At 74.8% G+C, this 18,474-nt stretch carries 20 protein-coding genes; 17 read left to right on the forward strand and 3 right to left on the reverse strand.

The genetic code is table 11. The features are described 5' to 3' along the window. The first annotated feature begins 385 nt into the window (after window positions 1-385). The 13 genes from GPJ59_RS20255 (at window position 386) to GPJ59_RS20305 (ending at window position 11,451) form a co-directional block, all read left to right on the forward strand. Window positions 386-1,084 (forward strand): DUF5947 family protein, encoded by a 699-nt coding sequence (locus tag GPJ59_RS20255; RefSeq protein WP_308120383.1) that lies wholly within the window; start codon window positions 386-388, stop codon window positions 1,082-1,084. After that, window positions 1,081-1,800: a DUF6084 family protein gene (locus tag GPJ59_RS20260; RefSeq protein WP_219668631.1), complete on the forward strand. Its 720-nt coding sequence runs from the start codon at window positions 1,081-1,083 to the stop codon at window positions 1,798-1,800. Before GPJ59_RS20255 ends, GPJ59_RS20260 begins: the two co-directional genes overlap by 4 nt. Further along, window positions 1,797-3,329: a hypothetical protein gene (locus GPJ59_RS37640; protein ID WP_308120384.1), complete on the forward strand. Its 1,533-nt coding sequence runs from the start codon at window positions 1,797-1,799 to the stop codon at window positions 3,327-3,329. The genes GPJ59_RS20260 and GPJ59_RS37640 overlap by 4 nt, the downstream gene beginning before the upstream one ends. Further along, window positions 3,326-3,892, forward strand: coding sequence for a hydrogenase maturation protease (locus GPJ59_RS37645; protein ID WP_308120385.1), 567 nt, complete (start codon window positions 3,326-3,328; stop codon window positions 3,890-3,892). The genes GPJ59_RS37640 and GPJ59_RS37645 overlap by 4 nt, the downstream gene beginning before the upstream one ends. 22 nt (window positions 3,893-3,914) lie before the next feature. Then, window positions 3,915-4,019 (forward strand): DUF6893 family small protein, encoded by a 105-nt coding sequence (locus GPJ59_RS38910; protein ID WP_374200876.1) that lies wholly within the window; start codon window positions 3,915-3,917, stop codon window positions 4,017-4,019. Between the two features lie 158 nt (window positions 4,020-4,177). Beyond that, entirely contained in the window at window positions 4,178-4,573 is a 396-nt protein-coding gene (locus GPJ59_RS20270) for a hydrogenase maturation nickel metallochaperone HypA/HybF (protein WP_219668632.1), read from the forward strand. Window positions 4,574-4,576: 3 nt separating this feature from the next. Continuing rightward, window positions 4,577-5,359, forward strand: coding sequence for a hydrogenase nickel incorporation protein HypB (gene hypB / locus GPJ59_RS20275; protein ID WP_219668633.1), 783 nt, complete (start codon window positions 4,577-4,579; stop codon window positions 5,357-5,359). A gap of 15 nt (window positions 5,360-5,374) precedes the next feature. Further along, window positions 5,375-7,828 (forward strand): carbamoyltransferase HypF, encoded by a 2,454-nt coding sequence (hypF, locus tag GPJ59_RS20280; RefSeq protein WP_219668634.1) that lies wholly within the window; start codon window positions 5,375-5,377, stop codon window positions 7,826-7,828. After that, a complete protein-coding gene (locus tag GPJ59_RS20285) occupies window positions 7,797-8,162 on the forward strand; it encodes a HypC/HybG/HupF family hydrogenase formation chaperone (RefSeq protein ID WP_219668635.1) in 366 nt (121 codons plus the stop codon). The genes hypF and GPJ59_RS20285 overlap by 32 nt, the downstream gene beginning before the upstream one ends. Next, window positions 8,159-9,295: a hydrogenase formation protein HypD gene (hypD, locus tag GPJ59_RS20290; protein ID WP_219668636.1), complete on the forward strand. Its 1,137-nt coding sequence runs from the start codon at window positions 8,159-8,161 to the stop codon at window positions 9,293-9,295. Before GPJ59_RS20285 ends, hypD begins: the two co-directional genes overlap by 4 nt. Then, complete coding sequence (hypE, locus tag GPJ59_RS20295) at window positions 9,288-10,352, forward strand: hydrogenase expression/formation protein HypE (protein WP_308120386.1); 1,065 nt, start codon at window positions 9,288-9,290, stop codon at window positions 10,350-10,352. The genes hypD and hypE overlap by 8 nt, the downstream gene beginning before the upstream one ends. Window positions 10,353-10,394: 42 nt before the next feature. Next, window positions 10,395-10,928: a DoxX family protein gene (locus GPJ59_RS20300; RefSeq protein WP_219668637.1), complete on the forward strand. Its 534-nt coding sequence runs from the start codon at window positions 10,395-10,397 to the stop codon at window positions 10,926-10,928. A 70-nt stretch (window positions 10,929-10,998) separates the two neighbouring features. Then, the gene (locus GPJ59_RS20305) at window positions 10,999-11,451 is read left to right on the forward strand and encodes a hypothetical protein (protein ID WP_219668638.1); all 453 of its coding nucleotides are present in this window, start codon (window positions 10,999-11,001) and stop codon (window positions 11,449-11,451) included. A 28-nt stretch (window positions 11,452-11,479) separates the two neighbouring features. On the opposite strand, the gene GPJ59_RS20310 is transcribed toward GPJ59_RS20305, so the two are convergent. After that, the gene (locus GPJ59_RS20310; protein WP_219668639.1) at window positions 11,480-12,103 is read right to left on the reverse strand and encodes a LysE/ArgO family amino acid transporter; all 624 of its coding nucleotides are present in this window, start codon (window positions 12,101-12,103) and stop codon (window positions 11,480-11,482) included. A 69-nt stretch (window positions 12,104-12,172) separates the two neighbouring features. Here GPJ59_RS20310 and GPJ59_RS20315 point away from each other — a divergent pair, with 69 nt between their 5' ends. Beyond that, window positions 12,173-13,177, forward strand: a complete 1,005-nt coding sequence (locus GPJ59_RS20315) for a LysR family transcriptional regulator ArgP (RefSeq protein ID WP_219668646.1) — start codon at window positions 12,173-12,175, stop codon at window positions 13,175-13,177. Window positions 13,178-13,283: 106 nt separating this feature from the next. Here GPJ59_RS20315 and GPJ59_RS20320 read toward each other — a convergent pair whose 3' ends face one another. After that, window positions 13,284-13,646: a subtilase-type protease inhibitor gene (locus GPJ59_RS20320; protein WP_219668647.1), complete on the reverse strand. Its 363-nt coding sequence runs from the start codon at window positions 13,644-13,646 to the stop codon at window positions 13,284-13,286. Between the two features lie 518 nt (window positions 13,647-14,164). Here GPJ59_RS20320 and nadE point away from each other — a divergent pair. Beyond that, window positions 14,165-14,995, forward strand: a complete 831-nt coding sequence (gene nadE / locus GPJ59_RS20325; protein WP_308120388.1) for an ammonia-dependent NAD(+) synthetase — start codon at window positions 14,165-14,167, stop codon at window positions 14,993-14,995. A 279-nt stretch (window positions 14,996-15,274) separates the two neighbouring features. Beyond that, entirely contained in the window at window positions 15,275-16,678 is a 1,404-nt protein-coding gene (locus GPJ59_RS20330) for an MBL fold metallo-hydrolase (RefSeq protein WP_219668640.1), read from the forward strand. 30 nt (window positions 16,679-16,708) lie between these two features. Here GPJ59_RS20330 and GPJ59_RS20335 read toward each other — a convergent pair whose 3' ends face one another. Next, window positions 16,709-17,932 carry a GDSL-type esterase/lipase family protein gene (locus GPJ59_RS20335; RefSeq protein WP_219668641.1) on the reverse strand — a complete coding sequence of 408 codons (1,224 nt, stop codon included), beginning with the start codon at window positions 17,930-17,932 and terminating at the stop codon, window positions 16,709-16,711. A gap of 209 nt (window positions 17,933-18,141) precedes the next feature. Here GPJ59_RS20335 and GPJ59_RS20340 point away from each other — a divergent pair, with 209 nt between their 5' ends. Next, window positions 18,142-18,381, forward strand: a complete 240-nt coding sequence (locus tag GPJ59_RS20340; RefSeq protein WP_219668642.1) for a hypothetical protein — start codon at window positions 18,142-18,144, stop codon at window positions 18,379-18,381. Window positions 18,382-18,474: the final 93 nt, after the last annotated feature.

An 18,474-nucleotide genomic window follows, 5' to 3' on the forward strand; every position in this document is an offset into this window, starting at 1 on the left:
GGCGGCCTCCGGGGCCAGGGCGCCCGGGGCAGCGGCCCCCGGGGCAAGGCCGCCCGGGACGGCAGCCTGCGAGGCATGGGCGTCCGGGGTGACGGCCTCCGGGACAGCGACGTCAGGGGCAGGGCCGTCCGAAACGGCGTACGGGACTGAAGCCTGCGAGGCAAGGGCGCCCGGGGTGACGGCCTCCGGGACAGCGACGCCCGGGGCAGGGCCGTCCAAGACGGCGTACGCGACCGCAGCATCCGGGGCACGGCCGTCCGCGACGGCGTACGGGACCGCGGACTCCGGAGCACGGCCGTCCAAGACCGCGTGCGAGACAGCGGACTCCGGGGCACGGCCGTCCGGGACGGGGTCCGGGACGGCGTACGGGACCGCGGACTCCGGGGTGACAGACCCCCGGGCCGGGCTGGGCGGTGGGCTGCGGCGGTTCGTCGGGGCGCGGCCGGCTCGGGGCGACGAGGTCTGCGAGTTGTGCGGGGCGGTCGTGGCGGACGGCGGACACCGCCACCTGGTGGACGCCGACCGGCGGTCGCTCGTCTGCGCCTGCCGGGCCTGCGCGGTGCTCTTCGACCGGCCCGGCGCCGCCACGGGGAGGTTTCGCGCCGTGCCGGACCGCTGGCTCTCCGATCCCGGCCACCGGCTGGACGACACCGCCTGGGAACTGCTCCGCATCCCGGTGTCCGTCGCGTTCCTCTTCCGCAACGCCGCCCTCGACCGCCTCGTCGCGCTCTACCCCAGCCCCGCGGGCGCCACCGAGAGCGAACTCGACCCCTCCGCCGCGCAGTCCGTCCTCGGCGCCACCCGCCTCGGGCAGTTGCTCCGGCCCGACGTGGAGGCGCTGCTGCTGCACCGCGCGGACGGCCGGACCACCTGCCACCTGGTGCCGGTCGACGCCTGCTACGAGCTCGTCGGCCGGATGCGCCTGCTGTGGCAGGGCTTCGACGGCGGCGCCGAGGCCCGGGCCGCGCTGCGGGAGTTCTTCGAGCGCGTCGAGCGCCGGTCCCACGTGGCGGACCGGGACGCCGACGGGGCCAAAGACAGGAGCGCGGACAGGACCGCGGACGGGACCGAGGTGCGGCCGTGACGGACTTCTCCTTCGCCTGTACCACTGTCCGGGCCGACCCGTACGCCGCGGGGCCCACCCTGGTCTTCCGGCTGCGCATCACCGCCTCCCCCCGGACCCGGGTCCACGCCCTCGCCCTGCGCTGCCAGCTGCGGATCGAACCCGCCCGGCGGCCGGCGTACGCACCGGCCGAGGCGGCGGGTCTGGCCGACCTCTTCGGCGAGCGCTCGCGCTGGGCGACCAGCCTCAAGCCCCTGCAGTTCGCGCAGGTGCCGCTGATGGTGCCGGGGTTCACCGGGGAGACCGAGGTGGACCTGCCGGTGCCCTGCACCTACGACATGGACGTCGCGGCCACCCGGTACTTCGACGCGCTCCGGGACGGCGAGGCACCGCTGCTGCTGCTGTTCTCCGGCACCGCCTTCACCGGTGCCGGGGGCTTCCACGTCGACCCCGTGGCCTGGGACTGCGAGGCACCGTGCCGGCTGCCCGTAGCCGTGTGGCACGAGATGATCGAGCAGCACTTCCCCGGCTGCGGCTGGCTGCGGCTGCCCCGCGACACCATGGACGCGCTCCTCGCCTACCGTTCGCGGCACGCGCTGGCGTCCTGGGAGACGACCGTACGGGCACTGCTCGACGCGGCGTCCGCGGCGGAGCCGACTGCCGACCGGCGGACCGGCCGGCTGCCGGGGCTGCCCGGCGCACCACTGACCCGGACCGGCGGGAGGCCCGCACCGTGAACGCCCCGCCGACCGCAGCCACGGCCACCGCCGGGACCACGGCCACCGCCACCGCGTCCCGCTTCGACCATGCCCGGCAGGTCGCCGACGCCGTCCTCTTCGAGGGCTACGTCCTCTACCCGTACCGGGCGTCGGCCGCGAAGAACCGGCTGCGCTGGCAGTTCGGTGTGCTCGTGCCGCCCGCGTGGGGGCCCGCGCACGGCGAGCACTCCGCCTCGCAGACGCAAGTCCTCATGGAGCCGCGCGGCGACGACGCGCTCACCGTCGAACTGCGCTTCCTGCACGCGCGCCGGCGCACCGTCCAACGGCTCCTCCCCGACGGCGGCTTCGCCGGCACCGAGGAACTCCACCTGCCCGACCGGGTCCTGGTCCCCTGGGACGAGGGCGCCGAGGAGCGCATCGAAGTGACCCTGCCGGTCGCGGAACTGACCGGCGAGGCGGTCGTCCTGCCGTTCGGCCTGCCGGCCCGGGAGGAGACCGAGACCGTCCTCGATGCCGCCGGCCGTACCGTGGGCCGACTGGTGAGGCGCACCGAGGCCGTCACGGGGGCGGTACGGCTGCACGCCGCCGGACTGCCCGTCCCCTACCGGGCCTTCCGGCTCACCGTGGTCGTCGAGAACACCAGCAGCTGGTCCCCGGGCGGAGCCGGCGAGGCCACCGACCGGGACGCGGCGCTGCCGCACTCCCTCGTCTCGGCCCATCTGCTGCTCGGCCTCGGCGCGGGCTCCTTCATCTCCTTGACGGACCCGCCCGAATGGGCCCGGCACGAGGCGGCCGCCTGCGTCAACCGGCACACCTGGCCTGTGCTCGCCGGTGCCGGGGGCGCGGCCGACGTGGTGCTGTCCTCCCCGATCATCCTGGAGGACCATCCGGCGATCGCCCCGGAGAGCGCCGGGGCCATGTACGACGCCACCGAGATCGACGAGATCCTCGCGCTGCGCACCGCGGCCCTGACCGATGCGGAGAAGCGCGAGGCGCGCGGGACGGACGCGCGCGCGGCGGCCGTCGTCGACCTCGCCGAGTCGATGCCGCCCGAGGTCCTGGAGCGCCTGCACGGCGCGGTGCGCTCCCTGCGGGAGATCACGGGCGAGGACGGCCCCGCGGTCCCCTGGGAGGCGTACGCAGCCGTCCCAGGCGCGGACCCGGCCGCTCCGGACCCGTACGCGGCCGCCGGCGACCAGGTGTCCGTGTTCCGGCCGGAGACTCCCTGGTGGGATCCCGCCGGGGCGGACCCGGCCGGCCCGGCCCCGGACCGCATCCGGATCGACGGCGCCCTGGTCGGCCCCGGCAGCCGGGTGCTGCTGCGGCCCGGGCTGCGCCGCACCGACGCCCAGGACCTCTTCCTCCGGGACAGCGAGGCGCTGGTCGAGGACGTGCTCCACGACGTCGACGGGGGTGTGCACCTGGCCGTCACCGTGGTGGGCGACCCCGGCGCCGACATCCGCCGCGAGCAGCGGCGCTTCCTGTACTTCCAGCCCGACGAGGTGTGCCCGCTGCCCGACGGGGCCGGGGCCGTGGAGGACGAGTGAGCGGCACCACACTGGTCGCAGGGATCGGGAACGTCTTCCTGGGCGACGACGGCTTCGGCGTGGAGACCGTACGGAGGCTGGCCGGGCTGCCGCTGCCCGGCGGCGCCGAGGCGGTCGACTTCGGCGTACGGGGCGTGCACCTCGCCTATCAGCTGCTCGACGGCTACGACACCCTGATCCTGGTCGACGCCACCGCCCGGGGCGGCGCCCCCGGGACGCTGTACCTGATCGAGGTCGACCCGGGAGCAGGCGGCGGGCCGGTCCCCGCCGACCCGGACCGGCCTGTCGCGCTCGACGGCCACCAGATGTCCCCGGACACCGTCCTGGCCCTGTTGGGCACCTTGTGCGCGGGCACCGGCAGCAGCCCACCGCGGCGGATCCTCGTCGTGGGATGCGAACCCGCCTGTGTCGAGGAGGGCATCGGGCTGAGCCCGCCGGTCGAGGCAGCCGTCCCCGAGGCCGTGCGGACGGTCCTGGAGCTGCTCCGGGAAGCGGATCCCGACACCGGCGCGCAGCAGGCGCGCACCCGCGTGCGCACCCGCGCCGGACTCCCCGAGAGCTGAAGCAAGAGCTGAAGGAGGAACCGTGAAGAAGACCGTCGTCGGCGGTGTGCTGGCCGTCTCGTTCGTCGCCGTCCTGGCCCGACTCCTGCCCGACCTCAAGCGCTACCTGCGCATCCGCCGGATCTGAGCCCGGCCGCCGGCTCGGCGGTCCGGGAGCCGGGCGCGGGAGCCGCTGCCGCGCCCGGCTCCCGCCCGTTCGGAGTACGGGACGCGGGGCGCGACGGCGAGCCCGACGCCGCAGCCCCCTTCCTGCCGATGTAATGAGCCGCGGCAGGACGGAGTCCCATGCACGAGATGTCGATCGCCATGGCCGTGGTGGCCCAGGTGGAAGAGGCGGCCCGGGCCGGCGGTGCCCGCGCCGTCGGTGAAGTCCGGCTCCAGGTCGGCGAGTTGGCCGGAGTCGTGCCCGACGCACTCGCCTTCTGCTTCGAGCTCGCCTGCGCCGGCACGGTGCTGGAGGGCGCCGCGCTGGTCACCGACGCGGTACCCGCCCGCGCCCGCTGCCTGCCCTGTGCCACCGCGTGGGCCGTGGGCATGCCGCCCGACCTGTGCTGCCCGGGCTGCGGCTCGGCGGCCGGCACCGAACTGCTGTCCGGACGTGAACTGCAGATCGCGGCCGTGACCTGGGAGGACGGCCCCGACTGCGTGCGTGTCCGCGAACCGATCCCCGAGGAGCGCTGAACCATGTGCCGAGTGGTCGACCTCAAGCAGGCGGTGCTCGCCAGGAACGACGAGGCCGCGCAGGTGCTGCGCGCCCGGCTCACCGCCGCCGGCACCACCACCGTCAACCTGCTCTCCAGCCCCGGCAGCGGCAAGACGGAGCTGCTGGAGCGCGAGCTGGGGCTCGCCAGGGAGCGCGGCGTCGCCGCGGCCGCGCTCACCGCCGACCTGGCCACCGAGAACGACGCGGTGCGGCTCGCCCGCTCGGGGGTTCCGGTCAAGCAGGTCCTCACGGACGGCCTGTGCCATCTGGAGGCGGGGATGCTGGGCCGTCACCTCGACGGCTGGCTGCCCGAGCGGACCCGGCTGCTGTTCGTGGAGAACGTCGGCAATCTCGTCTGTCCCGCCTCCTACGACCTCGGGGAGAGCCTGCGCGTGGTGCTCGCCTCGGTCACCGAGGGTGAGGACAAACCGCTGAAGTACCCGACGGCCTTCGGGCTGGCCCAGCTGGTCCTGGTCACCAAGTCGGACCTGGCGGCCGCCGCGGAGTTCGACGAGGCGGCCTTCCGCCGCCATGTCGAGCAGGTCAACCCCGGCGTGGAGGTGGTCCTGACCTCGGCGCGGCGGGGTACGGGCCTGGGCGTCCTGCTCGACCGGGCGCTCGCCGTCGGCGCGGGCGCCCCCGCGCACACCCCGGTGATGGCCGGCCGACCGCACACGCACCACGACCACCATCACGCCCACGACCACGGTCCCGGGCAGGACCGCCACGACGACGTGCCCGCAGCCGCGGCGCCCTCGCACTGAGCGGCGGCGCATTCGATGGGGAGGGTCCAGCGCCGCCGGATCACCGTGCGCGGCGTCGTGCAGGGCGTGGGGTTCCGCCCGTACGTCTACACCCGGGCGACCGCGCTCGGCCTGGCCGGGCACGTGACCAACACCTCCGAGGGGGTCGTCGCCGAGGTGGAGGGACCGGCCGCGGCCGTACGGGAGTTCTGCGAGCGGCTCGCCGCGGACGCACCGCCGCTCGCGTACGTCGAGGCGGTCCACCACCGCGAGCTGCCGGCCGCGGGCACCACCGGGTTCGCCATCGTGCCCTCCCGGGCCGAGGGCACCGCCCGCACCCTCGTCTCCCCCGACACCGCCACCTGCGCCGACTGCCTGGCCGAGCTCCGCGACCCGGCCGACCGGCGGTACCGGCACCCGTTCATCACGTGCACGCACTGCGGGCCGCGGTTCACCATCGTCACCTCGTTGCCGTACGACCGCGCGCACACCACCATGGCGGATTTCCCCATGTGCCCGGACTGCGCCCGGGAGTACGCCGACCCCGCCGACCGCCGCTTCCACGCCCAGCCCGTCGCCTGCCCGGCCTGCGGCCCCCGGCTGCGGCTGCTCGCCGGTCGGCCGCCGCGCGAGGCGGACTGCGGCGACCCGGTGGCCGGGGCGCGCCGGCTGCTCGCCGAGGGGGCGGTCGTCGCCGTGAAGGGGCTCGGCGGCTACCACCTCGCCTGTGACGCCTCGCAGGGCGCGGCCGTCGCGGAGCTGCGCCGCCGCAAGGGCCGGGGGGACAAACCGTTCGCCCTGATGGCCGCGGACCTGGCGGCCGTGGAGCGGCTGGCCCGGGTCGGCCCCGAGGAGCGGGCCCTGCTCACCGGTGCCGCGCGTCCGGTCGTCCTGCTGCGGCGGCGCGCCGGCGCGGCCGCGGCGGAGGTGGCCGAGGAGGTGGCGCCGCGCTGCCCGGACCTCGGCCTGATGCTCCCGTACACCCCCGTGCACCACCTGCTGCTCGGGCTGCCGGGTGATCCGCCCGGCCCCCGGCTGCTGGTGATGACCAGCGCGAACCTCTCGGGGGAGCCCATCGTCACCGACGACGCCGAGGCCCTGGAGCGGCTGGCGGGCATCGCCGACGCCTGGCTCGTGCACGACCGCGCCATCCATGTGCCCTGCGACGACTCGGTGGTGCGGGTCTGCGACGGCGCGCCGCTGGTCGTACGCCGCTCCCGCGGCCATGCGCCGCTGCCGCTGACCCTCCCGCTGCCCGTGCCCGAGACCCTCGCGGCGGGCGGGGACCTGAAGAACGTGTTCTGCCTCGGCCGGGACCGGCAGGCCTGGCTGTCCGCGCACATCGGCGACATGGACTCGCTCGCCACGCAGTCCGCGTTCGAACGGGCCGAGCGGCAGCTGGAGTCCGTCACCGGAGTCACGCCCCGGCTCCTGGCCGCCGACCTGCATCCCGGCTACCGCTCGACCCGGTGGGCCGACGCGCATGCCGGGGGCCGGCCGGTCGTCCGGGTGCAGCACCACCACGCCCATGTCGCTTCCGCCCTCGCCGAGCACGGCCTCGACGGCAGCACACCGGTGATCGGCATCGCCTTCGACGGCACCGGCTACGGGGACGACGGAGCGGTGTGGGGAGGCGAGGTGCTCCTCGCCGACTACCGCGGCTACCGCCGCTTCGCCCACCTGGCGTACGTGCCCCTGCCGGGCGGTGACGCAGCGGTGCGCCGGCCGTACCGGATGGCGCTGGCCCACCTGTGGGCCGCCGGGCTCGACCGGTCGCCGGAACTGCCCTGCACGGCCGCCTGCCCGCCCGGGGAACGCGCCGTGCTCGAACGGCAGTTGGAACGGAACCTGAACTGCGCGCCGACCTCCAGCATGGGGCGGCTCTTCGACGCTGTCTCCTCCCTCGCGGGGGTCTGCCAGCTCGCCGGGTACGAGGCCCAGGCCGCCGTCGAGCTGGAGGCCGCGGCCCTGGCGGCCGAGGGGACGGACCCGGGCCCCGGGTACCGGTTCGGTCTGCGGACGGACAGCGCGGCGGCCGGCGCCGCAGACCGCCCGGCCGGTGGCCCGCCCAGTCCGGGCCCGCTCGTCGCCGATCCCGGGCCGGTGCTCGCCGCCGTGGTGGCCGACGTACGCGCCGGCACCCCGGTCCCGCTGATCGCGGCCCGCTTCCACGCCGCCGTCGCGCAGCTGGTCACCGAGCTGAGCACGGCGGCCCGCGAGCGGTACGGACCGGACACCGTCGCCCTGACGGGCGGGGTGTTCTGCAACAGCCTGCTGTCGACGGCCTGTTCGCGACTGCTGCGGGCAGCCGGGTTCACCGTGCTGCGGCACGTACGGGTTCCCCCGAACGACGGCGGGCTGGCGCTCGGCCAGCTCATGGTGGCGGCGGCCCGGCAGAGCACGCAGCAGCCGCGGCAGCGGCAGCGACAGCGGACGACGACGGAGCGAGGAGGAGCCCATGTGCCTGGCGGTGCCCGGCAGGGTGATTGACATCGGCGAACGGGACGGCACCCGCATGGCCACGGTCGACTTCGGCGGGGTGGTCAAGGAGGTCTGCCTGGAGTACCTGCCGGACCTCCGGGTCGGCGAGTACGCCATCGTGCACGTCGGGTTCGCCCTGCAGCGCCTGGACGAGGACTCGGCCCGGCAGACCCTGGAGCTGTTCGCCGAACTCGGCATGCTGCAGGAGGAGTTCGGGGACCCGTGGGAACTGGCGGCCGCCGAGGCGGGCGGCCCTCCCGGGGACGGGGAGTGGCCCTTCGACAACGGCCCGGGGGCGGTCCCCGCCGCCGGGAGCGGACCGCGGGAGGCGGCGCAGCAGTGAAGTACCTCGAGGAATTCCGGGATCCGCAGCTGGCCCGGCGGCTGCTGGACGACATCCGGTCGATCACCACCCGGCCGTGGGCGCTGATGGAGGTGTGCGGCGGTCAGACGCACACCATCATCCGGCACGGGATCGACCAACTCCTGCCGGAGGGGATCGAGTTGATCCACGGGCCGGGGTGTCCGGTGTGCGTGACCCCGCTGGAGGTGATCGACAAGGCCCTGGAGATCGCCTCCCGGCCGGGGGTGGTCTTCTGCTCCTTCGGGGACATGCTCCGCGTCCCCGGCTCCGGCCGGGACCTGTTCCGCGTGCGCGGGGAGGGCGGGGACGTGCGCGTGGTGTACTCCCCGCTCGACGCCCTGGAGATCGCGCGCCGGAACCCCGACAAGGAGGTGGTGTTCTTCGGCATCGGGTTCGAGACGACGGCGCCGCCCAACGCCATGACGGTGTACCAGGCCGAGCGCCTGGGCATCCCGAACTTCAGCCTGCTGGTCTCGCACGTGCGGGTGCCCCCGGCGATCGAGGCGATCATGCGGTCGCCGAGCTGCCGGGTGCAGGGATTCCTCGCGGCCGGGCACGTGTGCAGTGTGATGGGCGTGCAGGAGTACCCGGAGCTGGCCGAGCGCCACCGGGTGCCGATCGTGGTCACGGGTTTCGAGCCGCTCGACATCCTGGAGGGCGTACGGCGTGCCGTGCGGCAGCTGGAGCGCGGCGAGCACGTGGTGGAGAACGCCTACGCGCGTGCCGTACGGCCCGAGGGCAACCCGGCCGCCCTGGCCATGCTGGCGGACGTCTTCGAGGTGACGGACCGGGCCTGGCGCGGTATCGGGGTCATCCCCGACAGCGGCTGGCGGCTGTCCGAGCGGTACCGGGAGTTCGACGCCGAGCACCGGTTCTCGGTGTCCGGGATCACGACCCGGGAGCCGGTGGAGTGCCGGAGCGGGGAGGTGCTCCAGGGGCTGCTCAAGCCGCACGAGTGCGCGGCCTTCGGCACGCTCTGCACGCCGCGCAACCCGCTGGGGGCCACGATGGTGTCCAGCGAGGGCGCGTGCGCCGCGTACTACCTCTACCGCCGACTGGACCTGGCCCCACCGCGCAGCGGCGCGGCCCCGGAGGTGACCCCCGTTGTCTGAGACGGCCCCCCTCGACATCACCGGCTGGACCTGCCCGGCCCCGCTGCGCGACCACCCCCGGGTGGTGATGGGCCACGGCGGGGGCGGGGCGCTCTCCGCCGAGCTGGTCCGGCACGTCTTCGCGCCCGCGTACGGCGGCCCGGCCCTGGCGGACCTCGGCGACAGCGCCCGACTGACCCTGGGCGGCGCCCGGCTGGCCTTCTCCACCGATTCCTACGTCGTGCGCCCGCTGTTCTTCCCCGGCGGCAGCATCGGGGACCTGGCCGTCAACGGCACGGTCAACGACCTGGCGATGAGCGGGGCCACAGCGGCGTACCTGTCCTGCGGGTTCATCCTGGAGGAAGGGGTCGAGGTCGCCACGGTGGCCCGGGTGGCGGAGGCGCTCGGCGCCGCCGCGCGCGCCGCCGGCGTCGAGGTGGCCACCGGCGACACGAAGGTCGTCGAGGCCGGACACGGCGACGGCGTCTACGTCAACACGGCGGGCATCGGGCTGATCCCGGCGGGGGTCGACCTGCGCCCGCAGCGGGTGGTGCCCGGCGACGTGGTGATCGTCAGCGGCGAGATCGGGCTGCACGGGGTGGCGATCATGAGCGTCCGGGAGGGCCTGGAGTTCGGCGTGGACGTCGCGAGCGACTGCGCGGCCCTCGGGGGCCTCGTCGAGGCCATGCTGGCGGTCACGCCCGACCTGCACGTCCTGCGGGACCCCACGCGTGGCGGACTGGCCGCCTCCCTCAACGAGATCGCGGCGGCCTCCGGTACCGGAGTCGTGCTCCGCGAGGGCGCCGTCCCCGTACCGCCGGCGGTCGCCAACGCCTGCGCCGTGCTGGGCCTGGACCCGTTCTACGTGGCGAACGAGGGCAAGCTGGTCGCCTTCGTCCCCCGCGAGCACGCCGACGCGGTCCTCGACGCCATGCACGCCCACCCGCTGGGCCGCCGGGCAGCCGTGATCGGCGAGGCGGTGGCGGACCACCCGGGCCTGGTCGTGGCCCGCACGGGCCTGGGCGGCACCCGGGTCATCGACCTCCCCCTGGGCGAACAGCTCCCCCGCATCTGCTGACCTCTCCGGGCGCAGCCCGGCCCTCCCACAGAAAGCGCGAGGATGACCACCGCACCGATCTTCCCCGGCCCCCGTACCCCGGCCACCGCCGTCACGCCGTACGACATCGGCCTGCCCGTGCTGCGACTCGTACTCGGCGCGATCATGGCCGTCCACGGCACCCAGAAGCTGTTCCGGTGGTTCGACGGGCCCGGTCTGAAAACGACCGGAATGTTCTTCGAGAAGGGCGGCTACCCGGCGGGCGAGACCATGGCCGTGATCGCCGGCGTCACCGAGACCCTCGGCGGCCTGGGGCTGATCCTCGGCCTGCTCACGCCGCTGGCCGGCGCCGCGATCGTCGGGGTCATGATCAACGCCATCGCGGTGAAGTGGGCCGGCGAGGTGATCGGCCAGGTGGGTGTCGAGCTCGAGAGCCTGATCATCGCCGCCGCCGCGACACTCGCCCTCACCGGCCCCGGCCGCTTCGCCCTCGACCGCTTCGTCCCGGTGCTGCGCGACCACCGGGTGGTGTACGGGGTCGCCGCCCTGGCGCTGGGCGTCGTCCTCGCCTTCGTGGTCCTGATGTTCCGGGACTGACGGACGGCGGGGTCGCCGCTCCGCGAGAGAATGCCACGGCCAGACGGCAACCCTCGACGAACGGAGCGACGTGTCCGGCCTGTACGACCTGTACGACGTGTACGACGAAGAACTCGGGAAGATCCCCCCGGACGCGGATTTCGGCCGGCTCGCGAACCGCTACATCGACATGAGCTCCGATGCCCTGGTGAGCGGCCGGCCGGGGGGTGCGCTGCCGCACCTGCGGTGTCTGGCCGTGGGCGAGATCATCCGCAGGCGCCTGGCCCAGGAGCGCGGCTCCATCCTGCGCAGTGCCGTCCGCTACGGGGCCACGTGGCAGGAGGCGGCCGCCGCCCTGGGCGCGGACGCGCTGACTCCTGCCGACGCGCGGGCGGCCGTACGCGCGTGGGCCGACGAGAGCCGGACGCGCCTCCTGGACGACGCGCGCGCCGGGACCGGGCCGCGCGTCGACGTCGACGCCTGGTACGCCGGGGTGATGCGGCTCCTCGACCTGGCCGACGACGAGCGGATCCCCCAGGACTGACGGGGCGGGCGGGCCGGCCGGACCGGGTTCAGGCGCGGGCCAGCAGCATGCCGCCCATCGTGACCATGGTCGCCGCCACGAGGCCGTCGAGGACCCGCCAGGCGGAGGGCTTGGAGAGCAGGCCGCCGAGCAGGCGGGCACCGTAGCCGAGGCTGCCGAACCAGGTCAGGCTGGCCAGTCCCGCCCCGGCGCCGAAGGCCCAGCGCAGGTCTCCGCGGTCGGCGGCCAGGGAGCCGAGCAGCAGGACGGTGTCCAGGTAGACGTGCGGGTTGAGCCAGGTCATGGCCAGGCAGGTCAGCACGGCCCGGCGGCGGGAGGCGGCCGTGGGTCCCTCGCCGTCCAGGGCGGCGCCGGGGGTGGGCCGCAGGACGCGGCGGGCGGCGAGGATCCCGTAGCAGACCAGGAAGCCGCCGCCGATGACGCCCACCGCGGTCAGCGCGGCCGGCCAGGCCGTGACGAAGGCGCCCACCCCGGCGACGCCGAGGGCGATGAGGACCGCGTCGGACACGGCGCAGATGGCGACGACGGCGAGTACGGCGTGTCGGCGCACCCCCTGGCGCAGGACGAAGGCGTTCTGGGCGCCGATGGCGACGATGAGGGACAGTCCGGTGCCGAAGCCGGCGAGGGCCGCCGCGATGATGCCGTTGTTCATGCGTCCGACCATATGAACGCGCCGCCATGCAGTACAGCTAAAGATTTTTACGTACCATTAGCGCTCGTGATGGACGAGCTTCCCCTGGACCAGGTGCGGACCCTGCTGGCGGTGGTGGACGAGGGCACCTTCGACGCGGCGGCCGCCGCGCTCCACGTGACCCCCTCCGCCGTCAGCCAGCGGGTCAAGGCCCTCGAACAGCGGACCGGGCGCGTGCTGCTGATGCGCACGAAGCCGGTGCGGGCGACCGAGTCGGGGCATGTCGTGGTGCGCTTCGCCCGGCAGCTGGCGCGGCTGGAGCGCGACGCGCGCGCCGAGCTCGGCATGGCGCGGGGCGAAGGGGGTGCCGTACGGCTGCCGATCGCGGTCAACGCGGACTCGCTGGCCACCTGGTTCCTGCCCGCGCTCGCCCGGGTGCCGCAGGATCCTCCGGTCCTCTTCGAGCTGCACCGGGAGGACGAGTCGCACACGACCGCGCTGCTGCGCGAGGGCCAGGTCATGGCCGCCGTCACGTCCTCGCCCGACCCGGTGGCGGGGTGCAGCGTGCGCGGGCTGGGGCTGGCCCGCTACCTGCCGGTCGCCGGCCCAGACTTCGTCGCCCGGCACCTGGCGGATGCGGTGGAGAGCTCCCGGCCCGGGGTGCTGGAGCGGGCGCTGCGGCGGGCGCCGGTGATCGTCTTCGACCGGCGGGACGTGCTCCAGGACGTGTTCGTACGCTCGCTGGCGGACGACGGGGGCGTCGGCGAGGGCGCGGACGCAGGCGAGGGGGCGGACACAGGCGAGAGGGCGGACACAGGCGAGGGCGAGGGCGCGGGGCCGATGCGCCACTACATGCCCACGTCGGAGGGGTTCTGTGAGGCCGTCGCCTCGGGACTGGGCTGGGGACTGGTGCCGCAGCCGCAGGCGGAGCCGCTGGTCCGGTCGGGCGCCCTGGTCCTGCTGGCGCCTCGGCGACCGCTGGACGTACCGCTGTACTGGCAGCAGTGGAAGCTCGACTCCCCCGCGCTGTCGCTGGTCGCGGAGGTGGTGGCGGCCGCGGCGGCGCAGGCGCTCCTGCCCGGCGGGGCCGCGTAGGGCGCTCCGCCCCGCCGGTACCCGGACCGGCCGGTGGGAGAGCTGCACCGACCCTGGCGGTGGGCCCGGCGCAGCCGTGCGGGTGCGGGCGTGGGGCCCGGGTACGTCAGAACGAGAAGACGGCGTTGCCGTTCAGGGTGGCGGACATGGTGCAGGAGTTGGCGAAGGTGTGCTTCCAGGCGACGCGGCTCCCCTGCCACACGCCGTCCACCGTCACGGTGACGGGGGCGTAGTGCATGGGACACACCTGGTCGGGGTTCGGGGCGGCGAGCAGGCCGTCGAACTGCCCGTCCGTGGCCTTCAGGGCCGCGCAGGCGGCCTTCGGGTCCGGGTGCGTGCCCTGCGCGGACGGTGCGCAGCTGAGGGTGGACGCCCGCAGGACGGTGCCGGTGGCGGCGTCGTCCCCCGAGGCGACGGCGAAGACCAGGGCGGAGGGGGCGTACAGGCTTGCGGGCTTGGCCTCCGCCATCCCGGTGGCGCCGGCCAGGCAGAGGAGGGCGGCGGCGGGGACAGCGGCGAAGCGGTAACGCACGGCAGACTCGCTTTCAATTCAAAGGTTCGTAGCGTCGGTTGGTTGTGATAGCTACTTGACGCGGCCGAGTTTGCCTTGATGTGAAGGAGGCCTGCACATGCATGACCGATATTCGGACGCGGTGTTCGGTCAGCGGCCACCGAATGGTCGTTCGGGCAGGTCATGCGGGGTGTGACCGCGCCATCACCATCGGTGAAGGGGCGGCGCGGCGAGCGGTGACCTGCTGCGTTGCGTTCACCGACCCGCCGCCGGCCGCGTCCGGTTCATCGAACGGCCACCCACCTTGACCGGATCCGTGCGGTCCGTCGTACGCCGACCTGCCGGAACGGCGGAGGACACCCGCTGGGTAGGGTGGGGCGCCACACCACGACATGAAGCGCACCGCGGAGCATGCGGAACACGCCGAACACGCGGGTCAAGCGCAACAAGCGGAACAAGCGGAACAAGGAGCAGACGTGAGCGAGCCGGCGTCCATCGCCCTGCAGCAGGAGATCGCCCGGGAACTCCAGGTCGCCGAGACCTTCGAGGCCGAGCACGAGATCGAGCGCCGGGTGGCCTTCCTCGCCGAGCGGCTCACCTCCACCGGTCTGCGCTCCCTCGTGCTCGGCATCAGCGGCGGCGTCGACTCCACCACCACGGGCCGGCTGTGCCAGCTCGCCGTCGAGCGGGCGCGGGCCGCCGGGCACGAGGCGACGTTCTACGCGATGCGGCTGCCGTACGGGGTCCAGGCCGACGAGCGCGACGCCCAGCTCGCCCTGTCCTTCATCCAGGCCGACCACGTGCTGACCGTGGACGTCAAGCCCGCGAGCGACGCGGCGCTGGAGGCCTCGCTGGCCGCCGGGGTCGCCTTCCGCGACGCCCACCACCAGGACTTCGTCCACGGCAACATCAAGGCCCGGCAGCGCATGATCGCCCAGTACGCCGTGGCCGGCGCGTACGACGGCCTGGTCGTCGGCACCGACCACGCCGCCGAGGCGGTCTCCGGCTTCTTCACCAAATTCGGCGACGGCGCCGCCGACCTGGTCCCGCTCACCGGCCTGACCAAGCGCCGGGTACGCGCCGTGGCGGAGGCGCTGGGCGCGCCCGCCGAGCTGGTGTGGAAGACCCCGACGGCCGACCTGGAGACCCTCGACCCGGGCAAGGCCGACGAGGACGCGCTCGGGGTCACGTACGACGACATCGACGACTTCCTGGAGGGCAAGCCGGTGGACGAGCGGGCCTTCGGGACGATCGTCCACCGCTACCGCCTCACCGAGCACAAGCGCCAGTTGCCCGTCGCCCCCTGAGGATCTGGCGCGGCACTCGGCGTGCGGGCGCCCTGGGCGGCTGCCCGGCGGATCGCGTCGAGCGCGCGCGTCACGTCGTCGTCGGTGGCCGGCCTGACGGCCGGCTGCGCCGCGGCCGACTCCTGTGCGACGGCCGCCGCCGACGCGCAAGCGGGAGTCCCGGCTCTGCCCGCGGCCGCTGGTGGTGGCGTCCGGCAGGGGAATGGAAGATATGAGGTGTGGCCGGATGTGAGGTGTGGCCGCCCGGTTCTGCCGTGCGCGAAGGGAACGGGATGCACCATGGGCTTCGCCGACGATCACCTGGTGCCCCTGGTCGACGCGGGACTGGGCAACAGCGCGTACCTGGTCGACCTCGGGGACGGACGGGCGCTGGCCGTGGACGCCAGCCGGGACCTGCGGTCCCTGCGCGAGGCCGCCGCCCGGCGCGGACTGCGGGTGGCGTTCGCCGCCGACACCCACCTGCACGCGGACTTCCTCTCCGGCGCCCGCCAGCTCGCCCACGACGACGGCGCGCAGGTGCTGGCCTCGGCCGCCGGACAGCGGGCCTTCCCCCACACGCCGCTGGCCGACGGCGACGAGACGGACCTGGGCGGCCTCACCCTGCGGGCCCTGGCCACTCCCGGCCACACCACCGAGCACCTGTCCTTCGTCCTGCTCGACGGCGGGCGGGAGCTGGGGGTGTTCAGCGGGGGCTCGATGATCGTGAACTCGGCCGCGCGCACCGACCTGCTCGGCGCCGACCGCGCCGACGAGCTGGCCCGCGCCCAGTACCGCTCCCTGAGGCGGCTGGCCGCGCTGCCGGACGAGGTCGCGCTGTGGCCCACCCACGGGGCCGGTCCCTTCTGCTCGGCCCCACCCGGCCGCGAGCGCACCTCTACGATCGGCGCGCAGAAGCGGACCAACCCGCTGCTCGCCGCCCCGGACGAGGACGCCTTCGTACGCACTCTGACAGCCGGCCTGGGCAGCTACCCGGCCTATTTCGCGCGGCTCGCCGAGGCCAACCGGCGCGGCCCGGGCGTCCTGACCGCCGCTCCGCAGCTGCCCGGCCTCAGCGTGGCGCAGGTCGAGGACCTGCTCCGCCGGGGCGGCTACCTGGTCGATGTGCGCCCCACGGCGGACTTCGCCGCCGGTCACGTCCCCGGCTCGGTCTCCATCGCGCTGCGCGACCAGTTCGCGACCTGGCTGGGCTGGCTCCTGCCCGATTCCGCACCCCTCGCATTCGTCACCGACGAGCGGCAGGACCCGGCCGAGATCGTCTGGCAGGCGTACAAGATCGGCTACGAACGGCTGGCCGGTCGCCTGGCCGGCGGACTGGACGCCTGGCTCGCCGCCGGAGGCGAGGCGCAGACGGTCGACGTCGTCACCGCCGACCGTGCCGCGGACCCTGCCGCGGGGCGGCCGGTGCTCGACGTACGCCAGCGCGCCGAACACACCGCCGGTCACATCCCCGGTGCCGCCCACATCGAGCTCGGCTCGCTCGCCGGGCACGCCGGCGACGTCGACGACGGCACCCTGGTGCACTGCGCCCACGGCGAGCGCGCGATGACGGCCGCCAGCCTGCTCCAGCGCGCCGGCCGCGAGCGCCTCACCGTCCTCGCCGGCGGCCCCGACCGGTGGGCCGCCGCCCGGGGTACGCAGCTGGTCCACGGCGACGGCGCTACCGGGCCGCCGCGAGGACCGTGAGCCGTGCCCTGGTCGCCCGGGATGCGCAGGTCACGCATGCCCGAGCGCGAACGGGCCGCCGCGCCCGAAGGCCAGCTCGGCGAAGCGTTCGCCCATGCGGTGGTGGGTGGCGGCGTCCGGGTGGAGCCCGTCGGGCAGCGGGAGTTCGGCGAAGTCCGCCTCGCCGTAGAGCTCGCGCCCGTCGAGGTGGTGGAGGTTCTCGTCGTCGGCCGAGCGCTGCTCGACGAGGCGGGCCAGTTCCTCGCGTACGACGTCCAGGGTGAGCTTGCCGGCAGCGCGCTCCGCGGGGTCGCCCGCGGCCCGGAACCGGAGCCTGCCCTCGGTGAGTTCGCCGAGGTCCGGGGCGCTGGGGCCCGGGGTGTCCTCGTGGATGGGGCACAGGACGGGCGAGACGACCAGGAGGGGTGTGGCGGGGTGGCCCTCGCGGATCGTGTCGAGGAAGCCGTGCACCGCGGGGCCGAAGGCACGCCGGCGCATCAGGTCGGTGTTGACGAGGTTGATGCCGATCTTGATGCTGATCAGGTCGGCGGGGGTGTCCCGTAGGGCGCGTGCGGTGAAGGGGTCGAGCAGGGCGCCGCCGCTCAGGCCGAGGTTGGTCAGCTCCACGCCGGCCAGGGCGCCGGCCAGCGCGGGCCAGGTCGTACTGGGGCTCGCCGCGTCGGACCCGTGGCTGATCGAGCTGCCGTGGTGGAGCCACGTGCGGCGACCGGAGTCCGCCGCGGGCTCGACGGGTGCGTCGGTGCGCAGGGCCACCAGTTCGGTGATCTCGTTGTGGGGCAGCCAGATCTCGACGTGCTTGACCCGGTCGGCGAGACCGGAGAACCGGACGGTGCCGACGGGTCCGTTGCGGATCTGCGCCGTCCCGGTCGTCAGGTCCACCGACCGGATGTTGCCCCCGGTCACCGATGCCTGCCTGGCCAGCCGGCCGTCGACGAGCAGGTCGTACACGCCGTCGGGGCGGGGCGGAGCGCCCCGGTAGGCGTTCTTGGTGCGCAGTGCGTCCAGCTCGACGGTGGTGGCCCGGGTGCGGAACACCACTCGTACGCCCGAGGGCTGGGCCTCCGCCGTGGCCAACTGCCCGTCGGCGCACTGGGCCCGGGCCCGGGCGGGGAGCCGGTGCGGCAGCACCCCGTGTGCGGTGTGCTCCAGCTCCAGCGCGCCGCGCAGCAGGTCCGCGGTGACGGGGGTGGTGATCCAGTCTGCTGTTCCGGCTGCCGGGGAATCGGCGGGGACGTCGTCCGACGGGTGGTTCATGGCCGCATTCTGCGCTGCGGATGCGTGGTGCAGCCAACCATTTCTCCGGGCCCACCGCCCGACCGGGCCTTCGGCCGGCCGGGGCTCGCCCGGCTCGGTGCCACCGCCGACGGCACCCGCTCCATGCTGACGCGCCGCTGACGCCCGCCTGACGCGGTCCGTGCCGCGAACCTGCTTACCGGCGGCCGTGCCGTGGAAGCGATCTCTGCATGACCGAAAGCGCAAGCCCGCACATCGCCCACCCCCGGGTCACCGTACTGGGGGTCCAGCCCGGCGACCCGCCGTTCCGCATCGTGGAGGTCGACGGGGAGATGATCGGTTCGGCGAAGTCCATGACGGACGTGATCCTGCTGGCGTCGGAGGCGGCGGGCATCACCGTCCACGACCTGGACGATCCGGAGGTGGTCCGCTGGGTGGGCGGTGGGAAGTACCACTGGCGGCTGCACTAGGCCGTCCGGCAGGGGTCACGGAGGGTCCGGACCCGCCCCGGCCGGCGGGGCCGGGGCGGGGGGGGCGAACGGCCGGGGGGGGCCGGGCCCCGG

This window comes from Streptomyces bambusae (genome assembly GCF_019400985.1).
GTDB classification, from domain to species: Bacteria; Actinomycetota; Actinomycetes; order Streptomycetales; family Streptomycetaceae; genus Streptomyces; species Streptomyces bambusae_A.